The sequence below is a fragment of the Mucilaginibacter lacusdianchii genome, assembly GCF_009770985.1.
Lineage (GTDB): Bacteria > Bacteroidota > Bacteroidia > Sphingobacteriales > Sphingobacteriaceae > Mucilaginibacter > Mucilaginibacter lacusdianchii.
Genome location: NZ_WSRW01000001.1, coordinates 1,252,084 through 1,270,418, shown reverse-complemented (window position 1 = coordinate 1,270,418; position 18,335 = coordinate 1,252,084). Strand labels below are relative to the sequence as shown.

18 protein-coding genes and 1 tRNA gene are annotated in these 18,335 nt (G+C 39.1%); 8 read left to right on the top strand and 11 right to left on the bottom strand.

What is annotated here, in order from left to right; all coding sequences use genetic code 11:
- The first annotated feature begins 7 nt into the window (after nucleotides 1-7).
- Entirely contained in the window at nucleotides 8-631 is a 624-nt protein-coding gene (locus GPM24_RS05755; protein WP_158825764.1) for a hypothetical protein, read from the top strand.
- Here GPM24_RS05755 and GPM24_RS05750 read toward each other — a convergent pair.
- Both GPM24_RS05750 and GPM24_RS05745 read right to left on the bottom strand, forming a co-directional pair.
- Nucleotides 631-703 (bottom strand) — tRNA-Gly (locus GPM24_RS05750). The two genes, GPM24_RS05755 and GPM24_RS05750, sit on opposite strands and share 1 nt — an antisense overlap.
- 46 nt (nucleotides 704-749) lie before the next feature.
- Nucleotides 750-1,451 (bottom strand): SGNH/GDSL hydrolase family protein, encoded by a 702-nt coding sequence (locus GPM24_RS05745; RefSeq protein WP_158825763.1) that lies wholly within the window; start codon nucleotides 1,449-1,451, stop codon nucleotides 750-752.
- A 184-nt stretch (nucleotides 1,452-1,635) separates the two neighbouring features.
- On the opposite strand from GPM24_RS05745, the gene GPM24_RS05740 reads away from it, so the two are divergent.
- Nucleotides 1,636-2,148, top strand: a complete 513-nt coding sequence (locus GPM24_RS05740; protein WP_158825762.1) for a gamma carbonic anhydrase family protein — start codon at nucleotides 1,636-1,638, stop codon at nucleotides 2,146-2,148.
- On the opposite strand, the gene GPM24_RS05735 is transcribed toward GPM24_RS05740, so the two are convergent.
- Together GPM24_RS05735 and mnmG are read right to left on the bottom strand one after the other, a co-directional pair.
- Nucleotides 2,138-3,688 carry an Ig-like domain-containing domain gene (locus GPM24_RS05735; protein ID WP_158825761.1) on the bottom strand — a complete coding sequence of 517 codons (1,551 nt, stop codon included), beginning with the start codon at nucleotides 3,686-3,688 and terminating at the stop codon, nucleotides 2,138-2,140. The two genes, GPM24_RS05740 and GPM24_RS05735, sit on opposite strands and share 11 nt — an antisense overlap.
- A gap of 222 nt (nucleotides 3,689-3,910) precedes the next feature.
- Nucleotides 3,911-5,773, bottom strand: a complete 1,863-nt coding sequence (gene mnmG / locus GPM24_RS05730) for a tRNA uridine-5-carboxymethylaminomethyl(34) synthesis enzyme MnmG (protein WP_158825760.1) — start codon at nucleotides 5,771-5,773, stop codon at nucleotides 3,911-3,913.
- A 359-nt stretch (nucleotides 5,774-6,132) separates the two neighbouring features.
- Here mnmG and GPM24_RS05725 point away from each other — a divergent pair, with 359 nt between their 5' ends.
- Together GPM24_RS05725 and GPM24_RS05720 are read left to right on the top strand one after the other, a co-directional pair.
- Nucleotides 6,133-7,365, top strand: a complete 1,233-nt coding sequence (locus tag GPM24_RS05725; protein WP_158825759.1) for a sensor histidine kinase — start codon at nucleotides 6,133-6,135, stop codon at nucleotides 7,363-7,365.
- Complete coding sequence (locus GPM24_RS05720; protein WP_233268741.1) at nucleotides 7,343-7,858, top strand: DinB family protein; 516 nt, start codon at nucleotides 7,343-7,345, stop codon at nucleotides 7,856-7,858. The genes GPM24_RS05725 and GPM24_RS05720 overlap by 23 nt, the downstream gene beginning before the upstream one ends.
- Before the next feature lie 64 nt (nucleotides 7,859-7,922).
- Here GPM24_RS05720 and GPM24_RS05715 read toward each other — a convergent pair whose 3' ends face one another.
- Nucleotides 7,923-8,306, bottom strand: a complete 384-nt coding sequence (locus tag GPM24_RS05715; RefSeq protein ID WP_158825758.1) for a DUF6249 domain-containing protein — start codon at nucleotides 8,304-8,306, stop codon at nucleotides 7,923-7,925.
- Between the two features lie 195 nt (nucleotides 8,307-8,501).
- On the opposite strand from GPM24_RS05715, the gene GPM24_RS05710 reads away from it, so the two are divergent.
- The 3 genes from GPM24_RS05710 (at nucleotide 8,502) to GPM24_RS05700 (ending at nucleotide 10,758) form a co-directional block, all read left to right on the top strand.
- Nucleotides 8,502-9,083 carry an RNA polymerase sigma factor gene (locus tag GPM24_RS05710; RefSeq protein WP_158825757.1) on the top strand — a complete coding sequence of 194 codons (582 nt, stop codon included), beginning with the start codon at nucleotides 8,502-8,504 and terminating at the stop codon, nucleotides 9,081-9,083.
- Nucleotides 9,080-9,574: a hypothetical protein gene (locus GPM24_RS05705; protein ID WP_158825756.1), complete on the top strand. Its 495-nt coding sequence runs from the start codon at nucleotides 9,080-9,082 to the stop codon at nucleotides 9,572-9,574. The genes GPM24_RS05710 and GPM24_RS05705 overlap by 4 nt, the downstream gene beginning before the upstream one ends.
- A gap of 332 nt (nucleotides 9,575-9,906) precedes the next feature.
- A complete protein-coding gene (locus GPM24_RS05700) occupies nucleotides 9,907-10,758 on the top strand; it encodes a DUF2911 domain-containing protein (protein WP_158825755.1) in 852 nt (283 codons plus the stop codon).
- A gap of 72 nt (nucleotides 10,759-10,830) precedes the next feature.
- On the opposite strand, the gene GPM24_RS05695 is transcribed toward GPM24_RS05700, so the two are convergent.
- A complete protein-coding gene (locus tag GPM24_RS05695) occupies nucleotides 10,831-12,525 on the bottom strand; it encodes a sodium:solute symporter family protein (protein ID WP_158825754.1) in 1,695 nt (564 codons plus the stop codon).
- 114 nt (nucleotides 12,526-12,639) lie between these two features.
- Nucleotides 12,640-12,834: a hypothetical protein gene (locus GPM24_RS05690; protein ID WP_158825753.1), complete on the bottom strand. Its 195-nt coding sequence runs from the start codon at nucleotides 12,832-12,834 to the stop codon at nucleotides 12,640-12,642.
- A 160-nt stretch (nucleotides 12,835-12,994) separates the two neighbouring features.
- On the opposite strand from GPM24_RS05690, the gene GPM24_RS05685 reads away from it, so the two are divergent.
- Complete coding sequence (locus tag GPM24_RS05685; protein WP_158825752.1) at nucleotides 12,995-13,369, top strand: hypothetical protein; 375 nt, start codon at nucleotides 12,995-12,997, stop codon at nucleotides 13,367-13,369.
- Between the two features lie 162 nt (nucleotides 13,370-13,531).
- Here GPM24_RS05685 and GPM24_RS05680 read toward each other — a convergent pair whose 3' ends face one another.
- The 4 genes from GPM24_RS05680 to GPM24_RS05665 all read right to left on the bottom strand — a co-directional run bounded on the left by GPM24_RS05680 (nucleotide 13,532) and on the right by GPM24_RS05665 (nucleotide 18,333).
- Nucleotides 13,532-15,154 (bottom strand): NADP-dependent glyceraldehyde-3-phosphate dehydrogenase, encoded by a 1,623-nt coding sequence (locus GPM24_RS05680; RefSeq protein ID WP_158825751.1) that lies wholly within the window; start codon nucleotides 15,152-15,154, stop codon nucleotides 13,532-13,534.
- Nucleotides 15,155-15,287: 133 nt separating this feature from the next.
- Nucleotides 15,288-16,613, bottom strand: coding sequence for an MFS transporter (locus GPM24_RS05675; protein ID WP_158825750.1), 1,326 nt, complete (start codon nucleotides 16,611-16,613; stop codon nucleotides 15,288-15,290).
- 20 nt (nucleotides 16,614-16,633) lie between these two features.
- Nucleotides 16,634-17,293: a bifunctional 4-hydroxy-2-oxoglutarate aldolase/2-dehydro-3-deoxy-phosphogluconate aldolase gene (locus GPM24_RS05670; protein ID WP_158825749.1), complete on the bottom strand. Its 660-nt coding sequence runs from the start codon at nucleotides 17,291-17,293 to the stop codon at nucleotides 16,634-16,636.
- Nucleotides 17,290-18,333: a sugar kinase gene (locus GPM24_RS05665; protein WP_158825748.1), complete on the bottom strand. Its 1,044-nt coding sequence runs from the start codon at nucleotides 18,331-18,333 to the stop codon at nucleotides 17,290-17,292. The genes GPM24_RS05670 and GPM24_RS05665 overlap by 4 nt, the downstream gene beginning before the upstream one ends.
- Nucleotides 18,334-18,335: the final 2 nt, after the last annotated feature.

The window sequence follows — 18,335 nt, the reverse complement described above, 5'->3', positions numbered from 1 at the left end:
AGCAATTATGAATGACTATGTTTGGTATGTTAGTTACGGTTCCAACCTTTTAAAAGAAAGATTTTTAATATATATTAATGGCGGAAAGTTTCCGGGTTCTACGGCTGTTTATCTCGGATGTAAAAATAAAAGCTTGCCTAAAGATTGTCAAGATATTTATATCAACAGCGAATTGTATTTTGCAAGGACATCAAAATCTTGGAATGGAGCTGTAGCGTTCATTAGGACCCAATTTTCAGCAAAGGAAATCACTTTAGGGAGAATGTATTTAATTACAAAAGAGCAATTTATTGATATTGTCAAGCAAGAAAATTCTATTAAAAATGATTTGGATATAGACTTTAACAATGTTATTAATAAACAATCGTCTATAATAAGCAATGGATTTTATGGTAACATATTATTTATAGGAAACCAAGACAATTATCCTATGTTTACCTTTACAAATAAAGAAGACATCCAAGAACCAAAGCGACCTACAAAAGAGTATTTATCAGCCATTATTAGAGGGATTAAACAAACTTTTGGATACAATAATGAAATTATATTTGATTATCTCACTTCAAAGAAAGGGATAAAAGATAATTATAGAAAAGAAGAATTATTAAATATAATAAAAGAACATAATTGAGCGGAAAACGGGATTCGAACCCGCGGCCTTCAGTTTGGGAAACTGATGCTCTACCAACTGAGCTATTTCCGCTGATGTGTGATATAAACATAGGCATAAATATTCAAAAAGCACCTTGCTATTTAAACAGATTGGACATCAACAAAGATTTATATATAACATCATGCCCCTTACTATTTAAATGTACGCCGTCGCCCAATGAATACGTGTTTAAAATTCGGTAATCGGATGTACATAACTTGTTCAGGTAATCGCAATAATTATTTTTATAGATAGCCAGTAGTTTGTCATTCAACTCTTTAATTCGAATTTGCTGGCTTTGTGTTGTAAAATTACGTGGCTGTGTACTGGTGATGACGTAAGGTATTTGTTTCTCATCCAGTAATGCGGTCAGCGTTTTATAATTGGCTATAATTTCATCATCTGTATAGTTATTGGCAATGTCGTTATTCGGCAAACTGATAATCACTTTTACCGTGTTATAACTTAAAGCCTTGCTGATATTATGGTTCTTATTCCAATGTGGCCGGTTTGTAGGAACTTCGGAATAATTGGGTTTGACTTCATAAGTTGAAAATCCCGGTACAGCCAAGTTCAATATTCGGATATCTTTATTTTCGGCTGCTAATTTTTTATCCAGCCTGTTTACCCAACTTGAATCTGGGTTAGTTAATCCAAAACCTGCAGCTGTTGACGATCCTAAAACCACTATTTTTCGGGACCAGGGTGCTGGGTCGCCTTTGGTACTTCTGCAAGCCGGAGAAAGAAATATCAGTATAAAAGCAACTATAGCATAGTAAGCACAATTAATGTGTTTCATCAAAAATTTTAAATTACAATTTAAGGGGTGTCTTTATTATAGTTATGCCAACTTTTATAGTAGTAAAATTAAGTAAACATTATTTAATTAAAATATTATGTCTTAACGTTTGCTAAAACATTAATGAAACAGTTGTAGATTAAAATTTATAATTAGTTTTAGTACACTTTAAGTAAGTTTAATTATGCCACTCATTCTGCCTGTAAAAGATAAAAGCCCGCAATGGGGTGCCGATTGTTTTATTGCCGATAACTGTACTATAGTAGGGGAGGTAACTATGGGCGATAACTGTTCTGTGTGGTTCAATGCCGTTATACGTGGCGATGTACATTACATACGTATAGGTAATAATACCAACATACAGGATGGGGTAGTAATACACGCTACTTATCAAAAGTCGCCTACCAATATCGGCAACTTCGTATCTATCGGGCATAATGCTATTGTACATGGTTGTACCTTAAAAGACTATGTATTAATAGGCATGGGCGCCATAGTAATGGATAATGTGGTGATTGAAGAAGAAGTGATTATCGCCGCCGGATCAGTTGTATTGGAAAATACAATTTGTGAGTCGGGGTACTTATATGCTGGTACACCCGCCAAAAAAATAAAACCCCTTACCGACGAGCAGAAGGGGTTGTTAAAACGGTTACCTGATAATTATATCATGTACTCGAGCTGGTTTAAGGTGTAACCGGCTCTTTAGGTATTTCTATTTTTTCTTCCTGCTCCCAGTTGGGGCGTAAGGTTATTTCTGTATCGCTGTACCAAACATTTTCCGGAAAGCGTTTTTCTTTTACACTGCCCGAGTCAAAACGGCCATTACGGTTAGTATCGTACGTTACTTTTACCCGGTACTTACCGGTATATAAGTTGCGGTAAACAATAGGTGAACTTTTGGTGATCACGTTAGTACGTAACACCGTTTTTTTAGAATTCAATAACTCAATTACATATGATTTAGTTGTATCGGGTATTGTATACTTTAAAGTAAGTGTACCATAATTTTCCGGCTTATCTACCTGAAAACGTTTGGTCAGTTCCTTATTTTTATCACCGTAAATACTGGTCAATGCTTCTTCGCTAAATATCAATTCATACCGTGTGTTTTGCTTGAAGCTACGTTTAATAGTAAACTTTTTAGGGTTCTGCGGATCTTGACGGACAGCCAAGTTAGGAACAGCTACTGAATCTTCTAACAATTTAATACGTGATATATCATACGTTTCTATAGGGACGTTAGCAGTAATTTCCAAATCGCTGCGTGGAGCTAACTTATTGTCTACGTTGATATTATATGACAAGCTTACATTGCGTTTAAACGTTTCGTTGCGTCCTTTGCGTAGTGTTACCGTGTCCAATGCTTTATCAGCGTCGTTTACTACAATTTTAACGGCCTCGTAATTCATGTTGCGCAGGTATACCAAGGCGGTGTCGCGCGTTGGATTAATGTCTACTATTTTTTGTGCATCTACTGTTGCCGGCGAATCTATTTTTATAGATGGCTTATCCAGACTCTTATTAAAAGCTAAAAATATTTTTCCATCTGGATCAGTTCTTCTGGTAACAACTCTAAACTTGTCGGGAACCTGTTTAAATAAGTTTAGATTTATACCCGTTACGTCAGACTTTAAATCGATGGCTGTTTTATAAAAAGCAATTAGCTCGGTTTCATTGTTATAAATTTTATCTGTAGCCGATTCTTTCAATGCATAAATGGTGTATCTGCCCTCATGCAGGTTATTAAGCGAGAAATTTCCAGACGAATCGGTACTGGTAAAAATGGTAGGCTTCTTTTTACCAAACAACACAGAATCTCTGCTTGCCGGAAAAATCATCACGGTAGCCTCTTTCTCTTTTTCGGCAGTAAGGGTATTGGTAACTGTACCGGCAATACTTAGCGAATCAATAGTATTACCGGTAGAAAACACATATGTAAAATTTTTAAGCACGTTACTTTCATTTACATCGGCAACAGCTTTACCAAAATTAATTACATAAGTAGTATTTTTTTGTAAGGTATCTTTAAAATCAATAATCAATGACTTTCCTTTAGTTTTGTACTCTGGCTGGTTTTCAAACGCCGGACTAATACTGATTTCCTGATAAGCATTGCTTAGCTTGTAATATTCATCAAAATCCAGTTTAATTTGCTTTGCCGAAAAATTTCTGGTTTGATTGGCTGGCGTAGCTTCAAGCAGCTTGGGTGGGGTACGATCGCGGGGTCCACCCATAGGGCGTTGCATGTTTGCACATGAAACAACCAACAAAGCCGAAAAAAGAGTTAGAATAATAAGTAAAAAAGTGTGCCTTGTGTTTAAGTGCATTTTTAGGCGATATAAGCGATTTTTAATATTTTTGAAGCGTTACCATTCCGATTAAAAAATAATGGCTCTAATTAATTTTATTAAAGCCATTATTTAGTCGAAATAGTTAAAATTTTGTCTATTTATATCTTATCTGGATATATGAACCATCAATACCGAAATGTCTGACGGCGATACACCGGATATTCGAGAAGCTTGGCCCAATGTGCGTGGCTTAATACGCATCAGTTTTTCACGGGCTTCTTTTGATAAAGACACAAGTTGCTGATAATTGAAGTCGGGATTAATTTCCTTGTCTTCCATTTTACGCATCTTCTCTACTATTTCTAATTCCTTATCAAAATAACTCTCGTATTTAATTTTTATTTCAGCCTGTTCTACAGTTTCTTTATCGTATGCTGAAAGTAATACTTCTAATGATGTATCTGCCTTACGTAGATCATTAAACGAAACTTGTGGACGACTTAATAAAGAAAACAGTTTCACATTTTGTGCAAGCGGTGCCGTACCTAGTTCTTCCAAGAGTGTATTTACACCAGCAGCCTCTACTGATTTGCTTTTGGTGTAAGCTACAATGTCATCTGAATTTTTAATCTTCTGTTTTACTTTATCCAAACGTTCGTCGCTTATCAATCCCAATTCATGGCCAATAGGAGATAAGCGGATGTCGGCATTATCCTGACGTAGCAATAAACGGTGTTCTGCACGAGAGGTAAACATCCGGTAGGGTTCCTCAGTACCTTTGGTAATCAAGTCGTCAATTAATACACCAATATATGATTCTGATCTTTTTAAAATCAACTCGTGCTTATCATATACTTTCTGATGTGCGTTGATGCCGGCCATCAATCCTTGCGAAGCTGCTTCTTCATAACCGGTGGTGCCATTAATTTGGCCGGCCAAGAAAAGGTTGCTAATCAACTTTGTTTCCAGTGTAGCCTGTAATTGAGTAGGAGGGAAGTAATCGTACTCAATGGCATACCCTGGCCTAAACATCTTTGCATTTTCAAATCCCGGTATTTGTTGTAAGGCGCGATATTGTACATCTTCAGGTAACGAAGTAGAAAAACCATTTACATAAATTTCTACGGTATTAAAACCTTCCGGCTCTACAAATATTTGATGTCGTTCGCGTTCTGCAAAACGGTTAATTTTGTCTTCAATAGAAGGGCAGTACCGAGGACCTAAGCCTTTAATTCGCCCAGTAAACATTGGCGATTTTTCAAAACCTTCTTTCAAAGTTTCATGAACGGCACTGTTAGTATAAGTTATCCAACAGCAGCGTTTTTCAGTCGGCCGCTCAACATCAGTAAAGGAAAAACGACCGGGATTTTCATCACCCCATTGTTCTTCCATTACACTGTAGTTTAAACTACGTCCATCAATACGCGGCGGTGTTCCGGTTTTCATACGGCCTGCTTCAAAGCCAAGTTCTACCAATTGTTCGGTTAAACCTGTTGCTGACTTTTCACCAGTGCGTCCACCACCAAAACGTTTTTCGCCTATGTGTATTACGCCATTTAAAAATGTTCCATTAGTAAGCACTACTGCGCTACATTCAATTTCTACACCTAGTGATGTGCGTACACCGCATACCGTATTATTTTTTACTATTAATGATGTAACAGTGTCTTGCCATATATCAATATTATCTGTACGCTCTAATGCCAAGCGCCATTCTTCTGCAAAACGCATCCGGTCGTTTTGTGCACGGGGACTCCACATGGCCGGACCTTTTGACAGGTTAAGCATTCTAAATTGAATGGTAGTCTTGTCGGCTATAATTCCCGAATAACCACCCAATGCATCTACTTCACGTACTATCTGGCCTTTGGCTACACCGCCCATAGCAGGGTTACAACTCATCTGTGCTATGGTACCCATGTTCATGGTAATCAATAAAACTGATGATCCCATGTTGGCGGCCGCAGCAGCAGCTTCACATCCGGCATGGCCAGCACCGGCTACAATTACATCGTATTTTTTAAACATCTATACCTCCATGTTCCACGTGGAACAAATGCAAATTTATCACTCCTGAGAGCATGTTCCACGTGGAACGTGAAAAATGATACTGCTTATACAAACGTGCTTGAATGGCTTATATTACAGTATTACCACTAGTTGTTTAAGAGTGCTTATACAAAGATACACATTACATTTTACCTAACCAGTGTGTCTGATTAACGGTATCATGAATGAAAAAACATGAAAATGATGTACTATCATAAACAATGCATATTTAACCGAATTCATAACGCACTTGTTCATATACGATAATGCGAATTAGTGTAGCAGGTAATTAAAACTATAACAAAGTGTACCTGTTTTATGTACTTTTGAAACCACATATGAGTAACCCGTATCAACAAAAAAAACGCTGGAAATATTTTTTATTAGTGTTTGCTGTGCTTATTGCCGCAAGTTCTTTGTTGTATACTAAGTATCTCGTTAAAAATATTGCTAAATCTGAACGTACGCGTGCTGAAGTGTGGGCGCTTACCATGAAACAGATTTTTCAGACAGAAGATAGTGATGCTTTGAATTATACTTTCATGGTACGCGATAGCTTAAGTGTGCCGGCGATTGTAACCGATGAAAAGGGGGATATACTTTTCCAAAAGGGTTTAGATACTACTAAAACCTATATACAAATGGAAGGTATGGAAGACGTAAAGGCAAAAGGTTCGCCTAAATACGACCCACAATATTTTAGAAACGAACTGGCCACCATGAAGGCTCAGCACGAGTCTATAAAAATTCCAATTGTTGGTGGCACATATTGGACAGTATATTATAAAGATTCGCAATTGTTAACGCAATTAAGGGTATTTCCTTATATACAATTAACCATTATTGCAGTATTCTTGATGTTGGCATATACTGCTTTCAGCTCGTCTCGTAAATCGGAACAGAACCAAGTTTGGGTTGGGTTAGCTAAAGAAACGGCGCATCAATTAGGCACACCTATTTCATCGTTATTGGCCTGGATAGAATTATTGAAAGATAAGTTTAATGCAGAAGAAGATCCACTAATTGCAGAAATGGCTAATGATGTAAAGCGTCTTGAAATTGTGGCCGACCGCTTTTCTAAAATTGGTTCTAAGCCTGTATTAGAGCCGCACTCCGTTTATGATGTTGTAAAAGATTTTATGGATTATTTTGAAGTGCGTGTAACTGATAAAATTGCTTTTGAATTGGTGGGCAATAAAACATTACTGGCTGGATTAAATATTCCCTTGTTCGACTGGGTAATTGAAAACTTACTTAAAAACGCTGTAAATGCTATAGAAGGTAAAGGTAAAATTCGGGTTGATATTATACCAAGCAAAACCCGCAATCAGGTAATTATTGATGTAACCGATACAGGTAAAGGTATTCCACGGTCAAAATTTGTAACCGTATTTAGGCCGGGATATACTACTCGTAAGCGCGGTTGGGGGTTAGGTTTGTCTTTAACCAAACGTATTATTGAAAATTATCACCGTGGACAAATATTTGTAAAGGATTCTGAGTTAGGTAAAGGCACCACTTTCAGAATAGTATTAAGAACTATAAGAGATGATAACAAAACCGCAGCCTGATGAGTACGTATCTTTCTATGCTGGCTACGTAACCTACGCAGCGCAGTATACTGATATTATACAGTTACTAATACAATTAAGAGATAGTACTCATCAATTCATCAATGAAATTTCGACCGAAAAAGAAAACTATGCCTACGCAACTGGTAAGTGGACCGTTAAACAATTAGTAAGTCACTTGATTGATGCGGAGCGTATTTTTGCTTATCGCATACTTCGTATATCACGTAAAGATGATACTAATCTCGCTGGCTTTGATGAAAATTTATTTGTAGAAAATGCTGATGTTAATAAGCGCTCGCTTACTAATATGGCAGATGAATTTAAAGCCGTACGCTCTGCAAATTTATACCTGTACAAAAGTATAACAGAAGAACAATCTTTGTATGTAGGTATGGCAAATAATTCAGCTATAACTGTTAGAGCATTGCTATACATCGCTGCAGGACATGAACTGCATCATTTAAATATTTTACGCGAAAGATATCTATAAATAAAAAAGCCTTTTTCAAACATTTGAAAAAGGCTTTTTTGTTTGATAAGAAGCTTTTAATTGGTTACGCCATATCTTTTTCTGTAGCATAAACGGTGTTTGTTTCGCGATCTAGCACTTCTTTCTTTTCAATTCGATAAGATAAAAATAAACCAATGCCACCGAAGATGGCAACTAGGCCAACATATATGGCTCCATTATCATCCATTGTACTTTTAAACGTGGTTCTGTCTAAGACGAAAGCCAAAAACAAACCAATACCAGCACCAATGAGTAGTAAACCCCATTTTAAATTTTGATAAGGTGCTGGCTGCGATTTATAACGTCGCGGATCCATGCCCCGTTCTATCATAGCCATACGTTCTCTTCTGCTTAAGTAAACTATTCCAAAAACCATGGCAAACAGGCCAAGGCAGATTATAATTCCGGTAAAATCAATTGATCCCATAATATTGAAATATTAAAAGTTATTAAATGTTGTTCAGAGCTCAGTACCACTAGTGTATTTGTGAGCTATGACTACATTGTTTTAGACCAGGTTACACATATATCTATCATTTTTGAAAAATAATTTAGCTAAATTTATTTGAAAATTAAGTGTAACCTACCGTTGCTTACTGTTGTCAGAGTGAATTATTAACAAATGCAAAGCAAGCTTTCGGATATCGTATTAATAGAAGAAATCCTGGCGGGCAACCAGTCAGCTTATGCTGATTTGGTAAAGCGCCATCAGCGTTTTGTTTTTACGCTGGCTATGCGCTTTGCTAAAAATAGGGAAGATGCTGAAGAAATTGCACAGGATACTTTTATAAAAGCATACCGTTCTTTATCTGCATTTGGCCAGCAGTCTAAATTCACTACCTGGTTGTATACTATCGTATATACAACAGCTATGACATTTTTACGAAAAAAACGGTTAGATACATCCTCTATAAATGACGAGGATACTTTTATACAGCTCGAAAACCAAAACGGAGCATTAGATAACAATCTGGCCGAAAATAAGTCGAGGTCATTTTACCTAAATCAAGCCATTGAGCAATTGCTGCCCGATGATGCCATGATTATTGCTCTGTTTTATCAAGGAGAGCAATCATTAGAGGAAATTGCCGTTACTTTAGGCATAGAACCTAACAATGTTAAAGTAAAACTATTCAGAGCACGCCAACGTTTGAAAGAAAAGCTGGAGCGTACTTTAAAACACGAAGTAAAAGAACTGATATGAACTCAGTAGAAGAAAAGCTTTGGAGCTATATAGACGGCACTTGTACAGATGCCGAAAAGCTACATATAAGTCAGTTAATTGAGACGAATGAAGTATACCGCTCAATGTATCAGGATATGCTTGCTTTTAACCAAGAAATGCAACAGATAGAATTGGAAGAACCGTCAATGCCCTTTACTTATAATGTGATGGAGGCTATCCGTCAGGAAGAGGCATTAAAACCTTTAAAAGCTTCAATAGATTCACGTATCATAAAAGGAATTACAGCATTTTTTATTCTTACTATTTCTGTGGTACTTATATATGCTATGAGTAGCGTAAATTGGTCGGCAGGCGGCCATATGGCTTTGCCTATCAATATCAAGTTGCCTTCATTTAAAAGTTATTTAAGCGGACAGGCTATGCAAAGCTTTTTATTTTTTGATGTGATATTAGCGTTGTATTTATTAGACGGTTATTTCCGCAAGCAACGAAATGCCAAAAATGTGTAAGTACTGACACTTATGTATATAAATTTGCACATATTGACACATGCCAAAATAAATTCTTGTTAGTAGTAAAAATAGTAAATGGCTTATTTTGAGGCTGGTATATTAAATTTCATTCGATTGCAATTAAAATATTTTTGGCACGCTAATTGTACCATAGTATTCGAATTGGTAAACTTACCAATTTAATTGTGATAAGGTTTAGGTTGAAAGTCCCCCGGAGCAAGTCCAGGGGGCTTTTTATTTTTATAATGTTTTGTTGTTAATTGCTACAGCAATTTATTAAGTGGCTTACTCGTAACATTTTATACCTTTGAGGCATCAAGTAATCAGTTATGAAAAAGCTTTATTCTCTTATTTGTACAGCATTGTTATTCGGTGGTGTACATTTTGCTGGTGCACAGGGCATAAAAATGCCTCAAGCCAGTTCGGCACAAACCCTTGTACAAGAATTTGGATTGGGTAAAATCACTTTAAACTACTCGCGCCCAAATGTGAAAGGGCGAAAAATATTTGGCAACGTTGGCTTGCAGCCTAATGGTGAGGTATGGCGCACTGGCGCTAATACGGCTACTGTGATTAGTTTTACTGACGAAGTGACTATTGAAGGCAACAAAGTGCCTGCTGGCGACTATGCATTGTTTACTATTCCGGGCGAAAAAGAGTGGACCATTATTTTAAACAAAACCGCTAAACAATGGGGTGCCTATGAGTATAAACAAGCTGATGACTTTTTGCGTTTTAAAGTAAAACCCGCTAAAGTAAATGAGTTGATTGAAACTTTTACCATGCAATTTGCTAACGTAAAAGCCAGTACCGCCGAACTTCATTTAATGTGGGAGCATACCGATGTAAACCTGCATTTAGCTACTGATATTGATACCCGTATCATGGCAAACATTGATGCTGCTATGCAAGGTGAAAAGAAGCCTTACTTTGCTGCGGTACAATATTATTATGAAAACAACAAAGATTTAAATAAAGCGCTTACCTGGATATCAGAAGCTGAAAAAGCTGATCCGAAGACACCATATTACAAATTGTGGAAAGCGCGAATTCAATTAAAAATGGGTAACAAAGCTGCGGCTTTGGCTACAGCTAAAGAAGGCGCTCAGTTAGCTAAAGAGCAAAAGAACGAGGAATATGTTCGTTTGAATGAGGCAGTAGCTGCTCAGGCTAAAGGATAATATATAAATAATTAAAATGATAAAAGCTCTGTTGTAAGACAGGGCTTTTTTTATGAAGTTACTTAAGAGGATTTATTTTAAGGAAACGCGTCTGAATAGAGGATTTATCAACGCAGCTATCACTACAACTGCAATACATCCCAGTGCATTTAGCCATAAGTAAGCTATCCATTCCTGCCAGCCAAACAAAACAACAATGCCTTCAGCTAATAAAGCAGCAATAAATACGGCGTTACCTTGTATGTTTTTTAGATAAAAGGCTACCACAAACACGCCCAATATTACCCCATATATATATGAGCCCAGCTTATTAACGGCTTCCAATAAATTGCCCAGTTGCCCAGCGTATAAGGCCATGCTCAAGCAAACTAATCCCCAAAAAACAGTAGCCAGCCTCGAAGCGTTCAAATAATTTTGGTCTGATGCATTTTTATTGATGGTACGCTTATAAATATCTACCACGGTAGTAGAAGCCAAAGAATTCAATGCACTGGCGGTTGACCCCATAGAAGCCAGAAATACAATAGCAATCAATAGCCCAATTAATCCTCTAGGCAGGTATTGGGTAACAAAGGTGAGGAATATATAATTGGTATCATTTAGGTTAGCTTTGTTGTTATTTTGCTTCATCAAAGCAATACCTTGTTTGCGCAAAGTATCAGTATTATTATCCGCAATTTTTAGTTCTTTTTGAGCTTTACTAATAGCTGATTGATCTTCGGTATTTAAAGCATTAATTAAGGCCTCAGCTTTGTTTTTTTTGTTGGCGAATGCAACGGTATACTTTTGTTCTAAATTGCTGTACTGGGCAGCTAATGGGCTCTGTTTAATTTGTGCTACCTCATAGCGGTTAAAAAACATGGGAGGTTGCTTAAACTGGTAAAAAGCAAACACTAAAATACCAATTAGCAGTATCAAAAACTGCATGGGTATTTTAATTAAGCCATTCATGATTAAACCTATGCGGCTTTGGCCAACCGAACTGCCGGTTAAGTAGCGGCCAACCTGACTTTGATCGGTACCAAAATATGAGAGCTGCAAAAAAAAGCCGCCTATTAAACCGCTCCAAATGTTGTACTGGTTTTTGGCGTCAAACTTCCAGTCAATAACATTCATCCGGCCCAGTTTTCCGGCCAGATGCAGGGCTTTGCCAAAACCTACTTGTTGCGGCAGCAAATAAACTACCATTACCCCAGCTACAAACATACCCGAAAAAATAATGCTCATTTGAAGCATTTGTGTGTAAGATACCGCTTTGGTGCCGCCATAAACCGTATACAATATAACCAGGCAGCCAATAAATAGGGTGGTGTACACTACATTAATTTGCAGGATTGTAGCTAAGATGATGGAAGGTGCATAAATAGTAATACCCGTAGACAACCCGCGTTGCAACAAAAACAAAAATGCGGTTAATGCCCGTGTTTTCAGGTCAAAGCGCTGCTCCAGGTACTCGTAAGCTGTATAAACCTTAAGGCGATGAAAAATAGGTACAAACGTAATGCACAGTACAATCATGGCCAGGGGCAGGCCCATGTAAAACTGCACAAAGCGCATCCCGTCGCTATATGCCTGTCCGGGTGCAGATAAAAAAGTAATAGCGCTGGCTTGGGTAGCCATTACCGATAAGCCGATATGATACCAGGGCAACGAGCGGCCACCCACCAAGTACTGATCAATGTTTTGGCTGCCACGGCTTTTGTATATACCATATACAATAATAACCAGCAGGGTAACGGCTAAAACAATCCAATCAATAAGGCTCATTTAAAATATAATGTGATGAGCCAAAATACAAAAATTAAAAAAACCAGCCACACGATAACAATACCGTAAAACTGGTTCCAGTTGCGAATAAAAGACGGTAAATCCTGCTGCCGGTTAGGCTTCAGATTGTCCACGGCCTCTTACGGCTAATTTGATAAACAGAACAGCAGTAAGCAAACCTAATACAGCGCCTACCGGTATCCAAACAAAGCCTTGGTTAACAATAGCGCCAACAAACAAGCCGGCTAACAGGCCAATAATGTAAAAGTATGAATCGTAGCTTTTATCTTCTTCTTGGTGGTGTGACATAATTGTTATTCGTTTTTCTGCGTGCAAAAGTAGTTGATTAAGTGCGGTATGCCAAACTTTGTTTGCACCAAAGTTTTTAAAAATATGAATTTTAATGCAACGCAATGAAATAATTACTGTCATGTAGGTAATAAATCTTTCACTTTTTAACAGAGCGCATATGAAACCGAATGTGTCCATTAGTAAAGTACTTGTAAGCGCTTTTGTAAGCGTAGTCATAATCTGCTTATCCGCTTACAGTGAGGCGCAAACCAAATCCATCAAACTTACTTTAAAAGACAAACTAACGCAAGAGTCTATTGAGCATGCAAATGCCACGCTGATAGACTTAAAAGACAGTTTAATTTTAGCCTCTCAGCTTTCTCATGACGATGGTATTGTAAACTTTAACATCAAAAAGGCCGGCAAGTACAAAATAGTGGTCGAGAAAGAAGGCTATGTATCCGAAACCTGTTACAGTACATTTAGCAACAAGCAGGATGATTCGCAGATGTACTTCACGTTGGTGATGAATAAAAAACGTAGAGGAAAGTAATTCGCATTGCCATCCTGGGCGCGTCGGGGTAACCATTTGTGCGTTAGCTTTCAATAATGCAACCTGCTTTACGTTGGCTAGCTCAGGATGATGATGAAAGCAGTATATAAAAGAAAAGGCAGCTTTATTAAGCTGTCTTTTCTTTTATAAATAAACTTAAATTTAGAAAATATAGTTTGTGCTCAGGAAGTTTGAATCATGATCGTTCACAATCTCATTAAACAGCTGTTTATTGTTGTCATTCAGCTTGGTGGCTACCAATGAGCGGATAGAGAATGAACGCAAAGCATCATGCACAGACAAGGTACCTTCGGCGCTATCTTTACGACCGGTGAACGGGAACACGTCTGGTCCGCGCTGGCATTGTGCGTTGATGTTAACACGGCTTACCAAGTTCACAAACGGATCAATTAAATCAGCGGTTTCCTGTGCATCAGTACTAAAGATACTAACCTGCATACCATGCGGCGAGTCGATCTGGTACTGGATAGGCTCTTCGATAGACTCGAAAGGCAATACCGGAATTACCGGACCAAACTGCTCCTCACGGTACAGTTTCATCTTGTCGTTAATTGGGTACACAATTGCCGGATAAAAGAATGATTCTACTGCTTCGCCACCGTTTTCGTTTACCACACGGGCACCATTGGCAATGGCATCATCAATACATTCTTTCAGGTAAGCCGGTTTGCCCGGTTCGGCAACAGGGGTAAGGTTTACACCTTTTTCCCAAGGCATACCGTATTTCAATTTAGCCACGCCTTCGCTCAGCAATTTCAAAAATTCATCGGCTACATCTTTATGTACGTGGATGATTTTAATAGCCGTACAACGTTGACCGTTGTAAGACAGTGATCCTAAAATACACTCGTTAACTGCAATATTCAGGTCAGCACTTTTGGTAACAATAGCTGCGTTTTTCGCATCCAAGCTCAATACCGCACGTAAGCGGTTAATTTTCGGATGGCGTTTTTTTAAATCGTTAGCCACTTTGCTGGAACCGATGAAGGCAAGCACGTTAATTTTACCGGTAGCCATAAGGCCAGGGGTAACATTGGCACCACGACCATAAACGGTGTTTACCACACCTTTAGGAAACGATTCCTGGAACGCTTTCAACAACGGATAGTGTACCAGAGTACCATGTTTCGGTGGTTTGAAGAGTATGGTATTGCCCATGATGATTGCTGGAATCAGCGTGGTAAAAGTTTCGTTCAATGGATAATTGAACGGACCCATACACAATACCACGCCCAGCGGCGAGCGGCGTACCTGTGCCACCACACCTTCGGCCATGGTAAAGCGAGATGATTCGCGGTCGATATCTTTCAGCGCGTCAATAGTTAAGTTGATGTACTCAACGGTACGGTCAAACTCTTTAGTTGAATCGGCCAGTGATTTGCCAATTTCCCACATAATGAGCTTGATCACCAGGTCGCGCTGCTCAACCATTTTGTACACAAATTTCTCCATGCACTTAATGCGGTCGGCTACGCTCATGGTTGGCCATTCGCCACGACCATTGTCATAAGCGGCCTCGGCGGCAGCCAGTGCTGCCATCGCTTCTTTTTCGGTTCCCAGCGGGTAGCTGCCGATAACCTTACGCTTTAAGCCTTCGGGTGTTGGAACGTTAATAGGTGAAGTAACCTCACTCACTTCTCCATCCCAGGGAAGCATTTCCCCGTTAACAAGGTACTCGCGCTGATGCAGCTCTTCAATCCGGTATTGCTCCGGTATCTGGCTTTCATCAACAAAAAGCTTGTTAAGCTCGTCTTTAAAACTCATGATAGTTGGTTAAAAGTTATACTTTATGTTATTGTGTGTGTCCTGAATACTAAAGTAGGTTATTAGCCTATTGGTTTTATAACCAAAAATATAAAAGGCAACAATTTACATTTCATAAACTATTGATGCTAATCTACAATTGAATAGGTTTCATACGTGGAACCAGGCTTTTCATCACTACCCAAGCTATTACATAAGCCAACGCACATATCACAAACATAATGGAATATCCGGTTTGTATAGTGCCTTTTTTGTCGTAAAAATCAAACAGCATACCAGCACCTTTACTTAACAGGAATGAACCAATGCCACCTGCCATACCGCCTATGCCTGTAATAGTAGCAATAGCTTTTTTAGGAAACATATCGCCTACAGTAGTAAATATATTGGCTGACCAGGCTTGATGTGCAGATGCACCTATGCCGATTAAAAGTACAGCATACCAGTAACTAAACTGGCTTAAATAAGGCGTTAATAACACCACTAAAGGAAACAAGGCAATAATAAACATTGCCCGCATGCGGCCATCATATGGATTATAACCTCGGTTAATGAAATAAGTGGGGAAAGCGCCGCCGCCAATAGAACCAAACATAGTTGCGGTATATACCACAGCTATAGGCAGTGATATGGCCGTGCCCGTCATGTTATACTGTGCTTTAAAATAAGCAGGCAGCCAAAACAGAAAAAACCACCATACGCCATCGGTCATAAACTTACCAAAAGCAAAAGCCCAGGTTTGCTTGTAAGTTAGGCATTGTGAGTAGGTGAACTTTTTGCCTTCGTCTTCTGTTTCAACCACAATACCTTGCTTATTGATGATTTCATCCCTATGAATATACTCATACTCGGTCTGGCTTAGCTTTTTGTTCTTAGATGGCAATTCATAAAATATCAACCAAAATATGAGCCAAATGAAACCCAAAGCACCAATTAAAATAAACGCCCATTTCCAGCCGTAAACAGATGCTATCCAAGGCACCACAATAGGGGCCAATATAGCACCTACGTTTGAGCCCGAATTAAATATACCTGTAGCTAGTGCGCGGTCTCTTTTTGGAAAATACTCAGCAGTAGCCTTTATAGCTGCCGGAAAATTACCCGATTCGCCTACTGCCAATACCGTGCGTCCTAATGAAAAACCTAATAATTTTCCGGGTACTAAGTGTGCAATAGCATGCAACATGGCCCCAAAAGACCAAAGTATGATAGACCAGGTATAACCCATTTTGGTACCTAGATAATCAACTACACGGCCGGCAAATAACATAGAAAAAGCATAGGCTAACGAAAACACACCTACGATGGTGCCGTAGTCGCTGTTTGTCCAGCCAAATTCTTTGGCTAGTGTTGGTTGCAGCAAGCTGAGTACCTGCCGGTCCAGGTAGTTAATGGTAGTAGCAAAAAACAGCAGGGCACAAATAGTCCAACGGTAATTGCTCATTTTAATGTCTTTCATAATTTAGGATACGGTTAGTATTATCGGCCGGCTTTAACCAGCGCAATGGCTTTTAAAGTATCGTTGTATAATTGGTCGTATAATTTGCCTTCCAGCACTTTTTTGCTGATGAGTTTGCTGCCCATACCCACTGCACAAACACCCGCTTTAAACCAAGTGGCAATGTTTTCGGCTTCCAGTTCCACACCGCCGGTTGGCATAAACAGCTGACCGGGGAACAACTCTTTAATGGAACTCAAAAACGCCGGACCTAAAATATTAGCCGGAAACAACTTGATTAATGCTGCATCATTGCATTGGGCGGTATAAATTTCGGTAGGCGTCATACAGCCCGGTATCCAAAGCATGTGGTGGTCATGCGCCATCTTAGCTACCTCAGGGTTGATAATAGGCGATACCAAGAAATCAGCACCGGCATTAATGAAAGCATCCGCCTCATGGATGGATTTGATAGTGCCAATGCCTAAATGCAAATCAGGCATTTCGGCCTGTTGAAGTTCTTTAAGCAATTTAAAATTTTCGAGCGCTGCTTTGCCACGGTTGGTATATTCAAACACGCGTACACCTGCTTTGTACAAGGTACGGGTAATCTCAACGCTTACTTCGCCGTCTTCAAAAAAGAATAACGGCAGCATGCCTTGGCTAATGATACTATCTAAAACCTCTTGTTTATTTTTCATGGTTTAATTGCATTTTGAATAAATTCTACTGTACGGTCGGTAGCATCACTGTTTACAAACAATTTGGTAAAGGCCGCTGCCGTAGCAAATTCCAGTATCTGCTGCGGATCAAGGTTGTTATAAAAGCCGTAAATCAATCCAGCCATATAACAATCGCCGCTGCCTACTTTATCTACAATAGTCTCTGCCTGATATTCTTTCGAATCGTACAAAGTGCCGTTGGTATACAAAGCCGTGTAGTAGTCTATATTGGTATTATTGGCATCAAAACGGAATGTGTTAGCCACCGCTTTACATTTTCGAAACTGTTTTATAATCTCTTCAGATGTATTTTGTGCGGCTTTAAGGTAAAGGCTTTTCTGGCCCGATTCAACCATATCAGGGAAGATCGGGACGCCCAGCATATTATTGGCCGCCCATATGTTGCCCATAATTAAATCGCAATACTGTGCCAGTTCGGGCATTACCTCAGCCGGCTGTTTGCCATACTGCCATAGTTTGGAACGATAGTTCAAGTCGAGCGATATAGTGATGCCTTTTGCTGATGCAGCCTGCAAAGCCTCTTTACATACATCAGCTACGTTTTGGCTGATAGCCGGGCAAATAGCGCTGAAATGGAACCAGGTAATGCCGTCCAGCACTTTATCCCAGTCGATAAGGCCAGTGGTCAGGTCGGCAAAGGCGGAGTGGGCACGGTCGTAAATCAGGGCATCGTGCTTTAAATCTTGGCCTTTGGTCAGGAAGTATAAACCTACACGTTTCCCGTGGAACATTATCGAAGAGGTATCGATATCTTTCTGGTTTAAGTACTCAATAATTTGTGCCGACATACCGTTTTGCGGCAAGGCCGTAAAATATCGTGATGGCACATCCCATAGGGCTAAAGCTGTACCTACATTCAGCTCTGCACCGCCTACAAAAACCGGAAGAGCATTGTCTTTTAACCAATCGCCGCCGGCATCGGGGGTAATGCGCAACAGTAACTCACCAAATGATAGAACAGAACCGGAACTATAATCTTTATTTAAAAGGTCGCTCATGG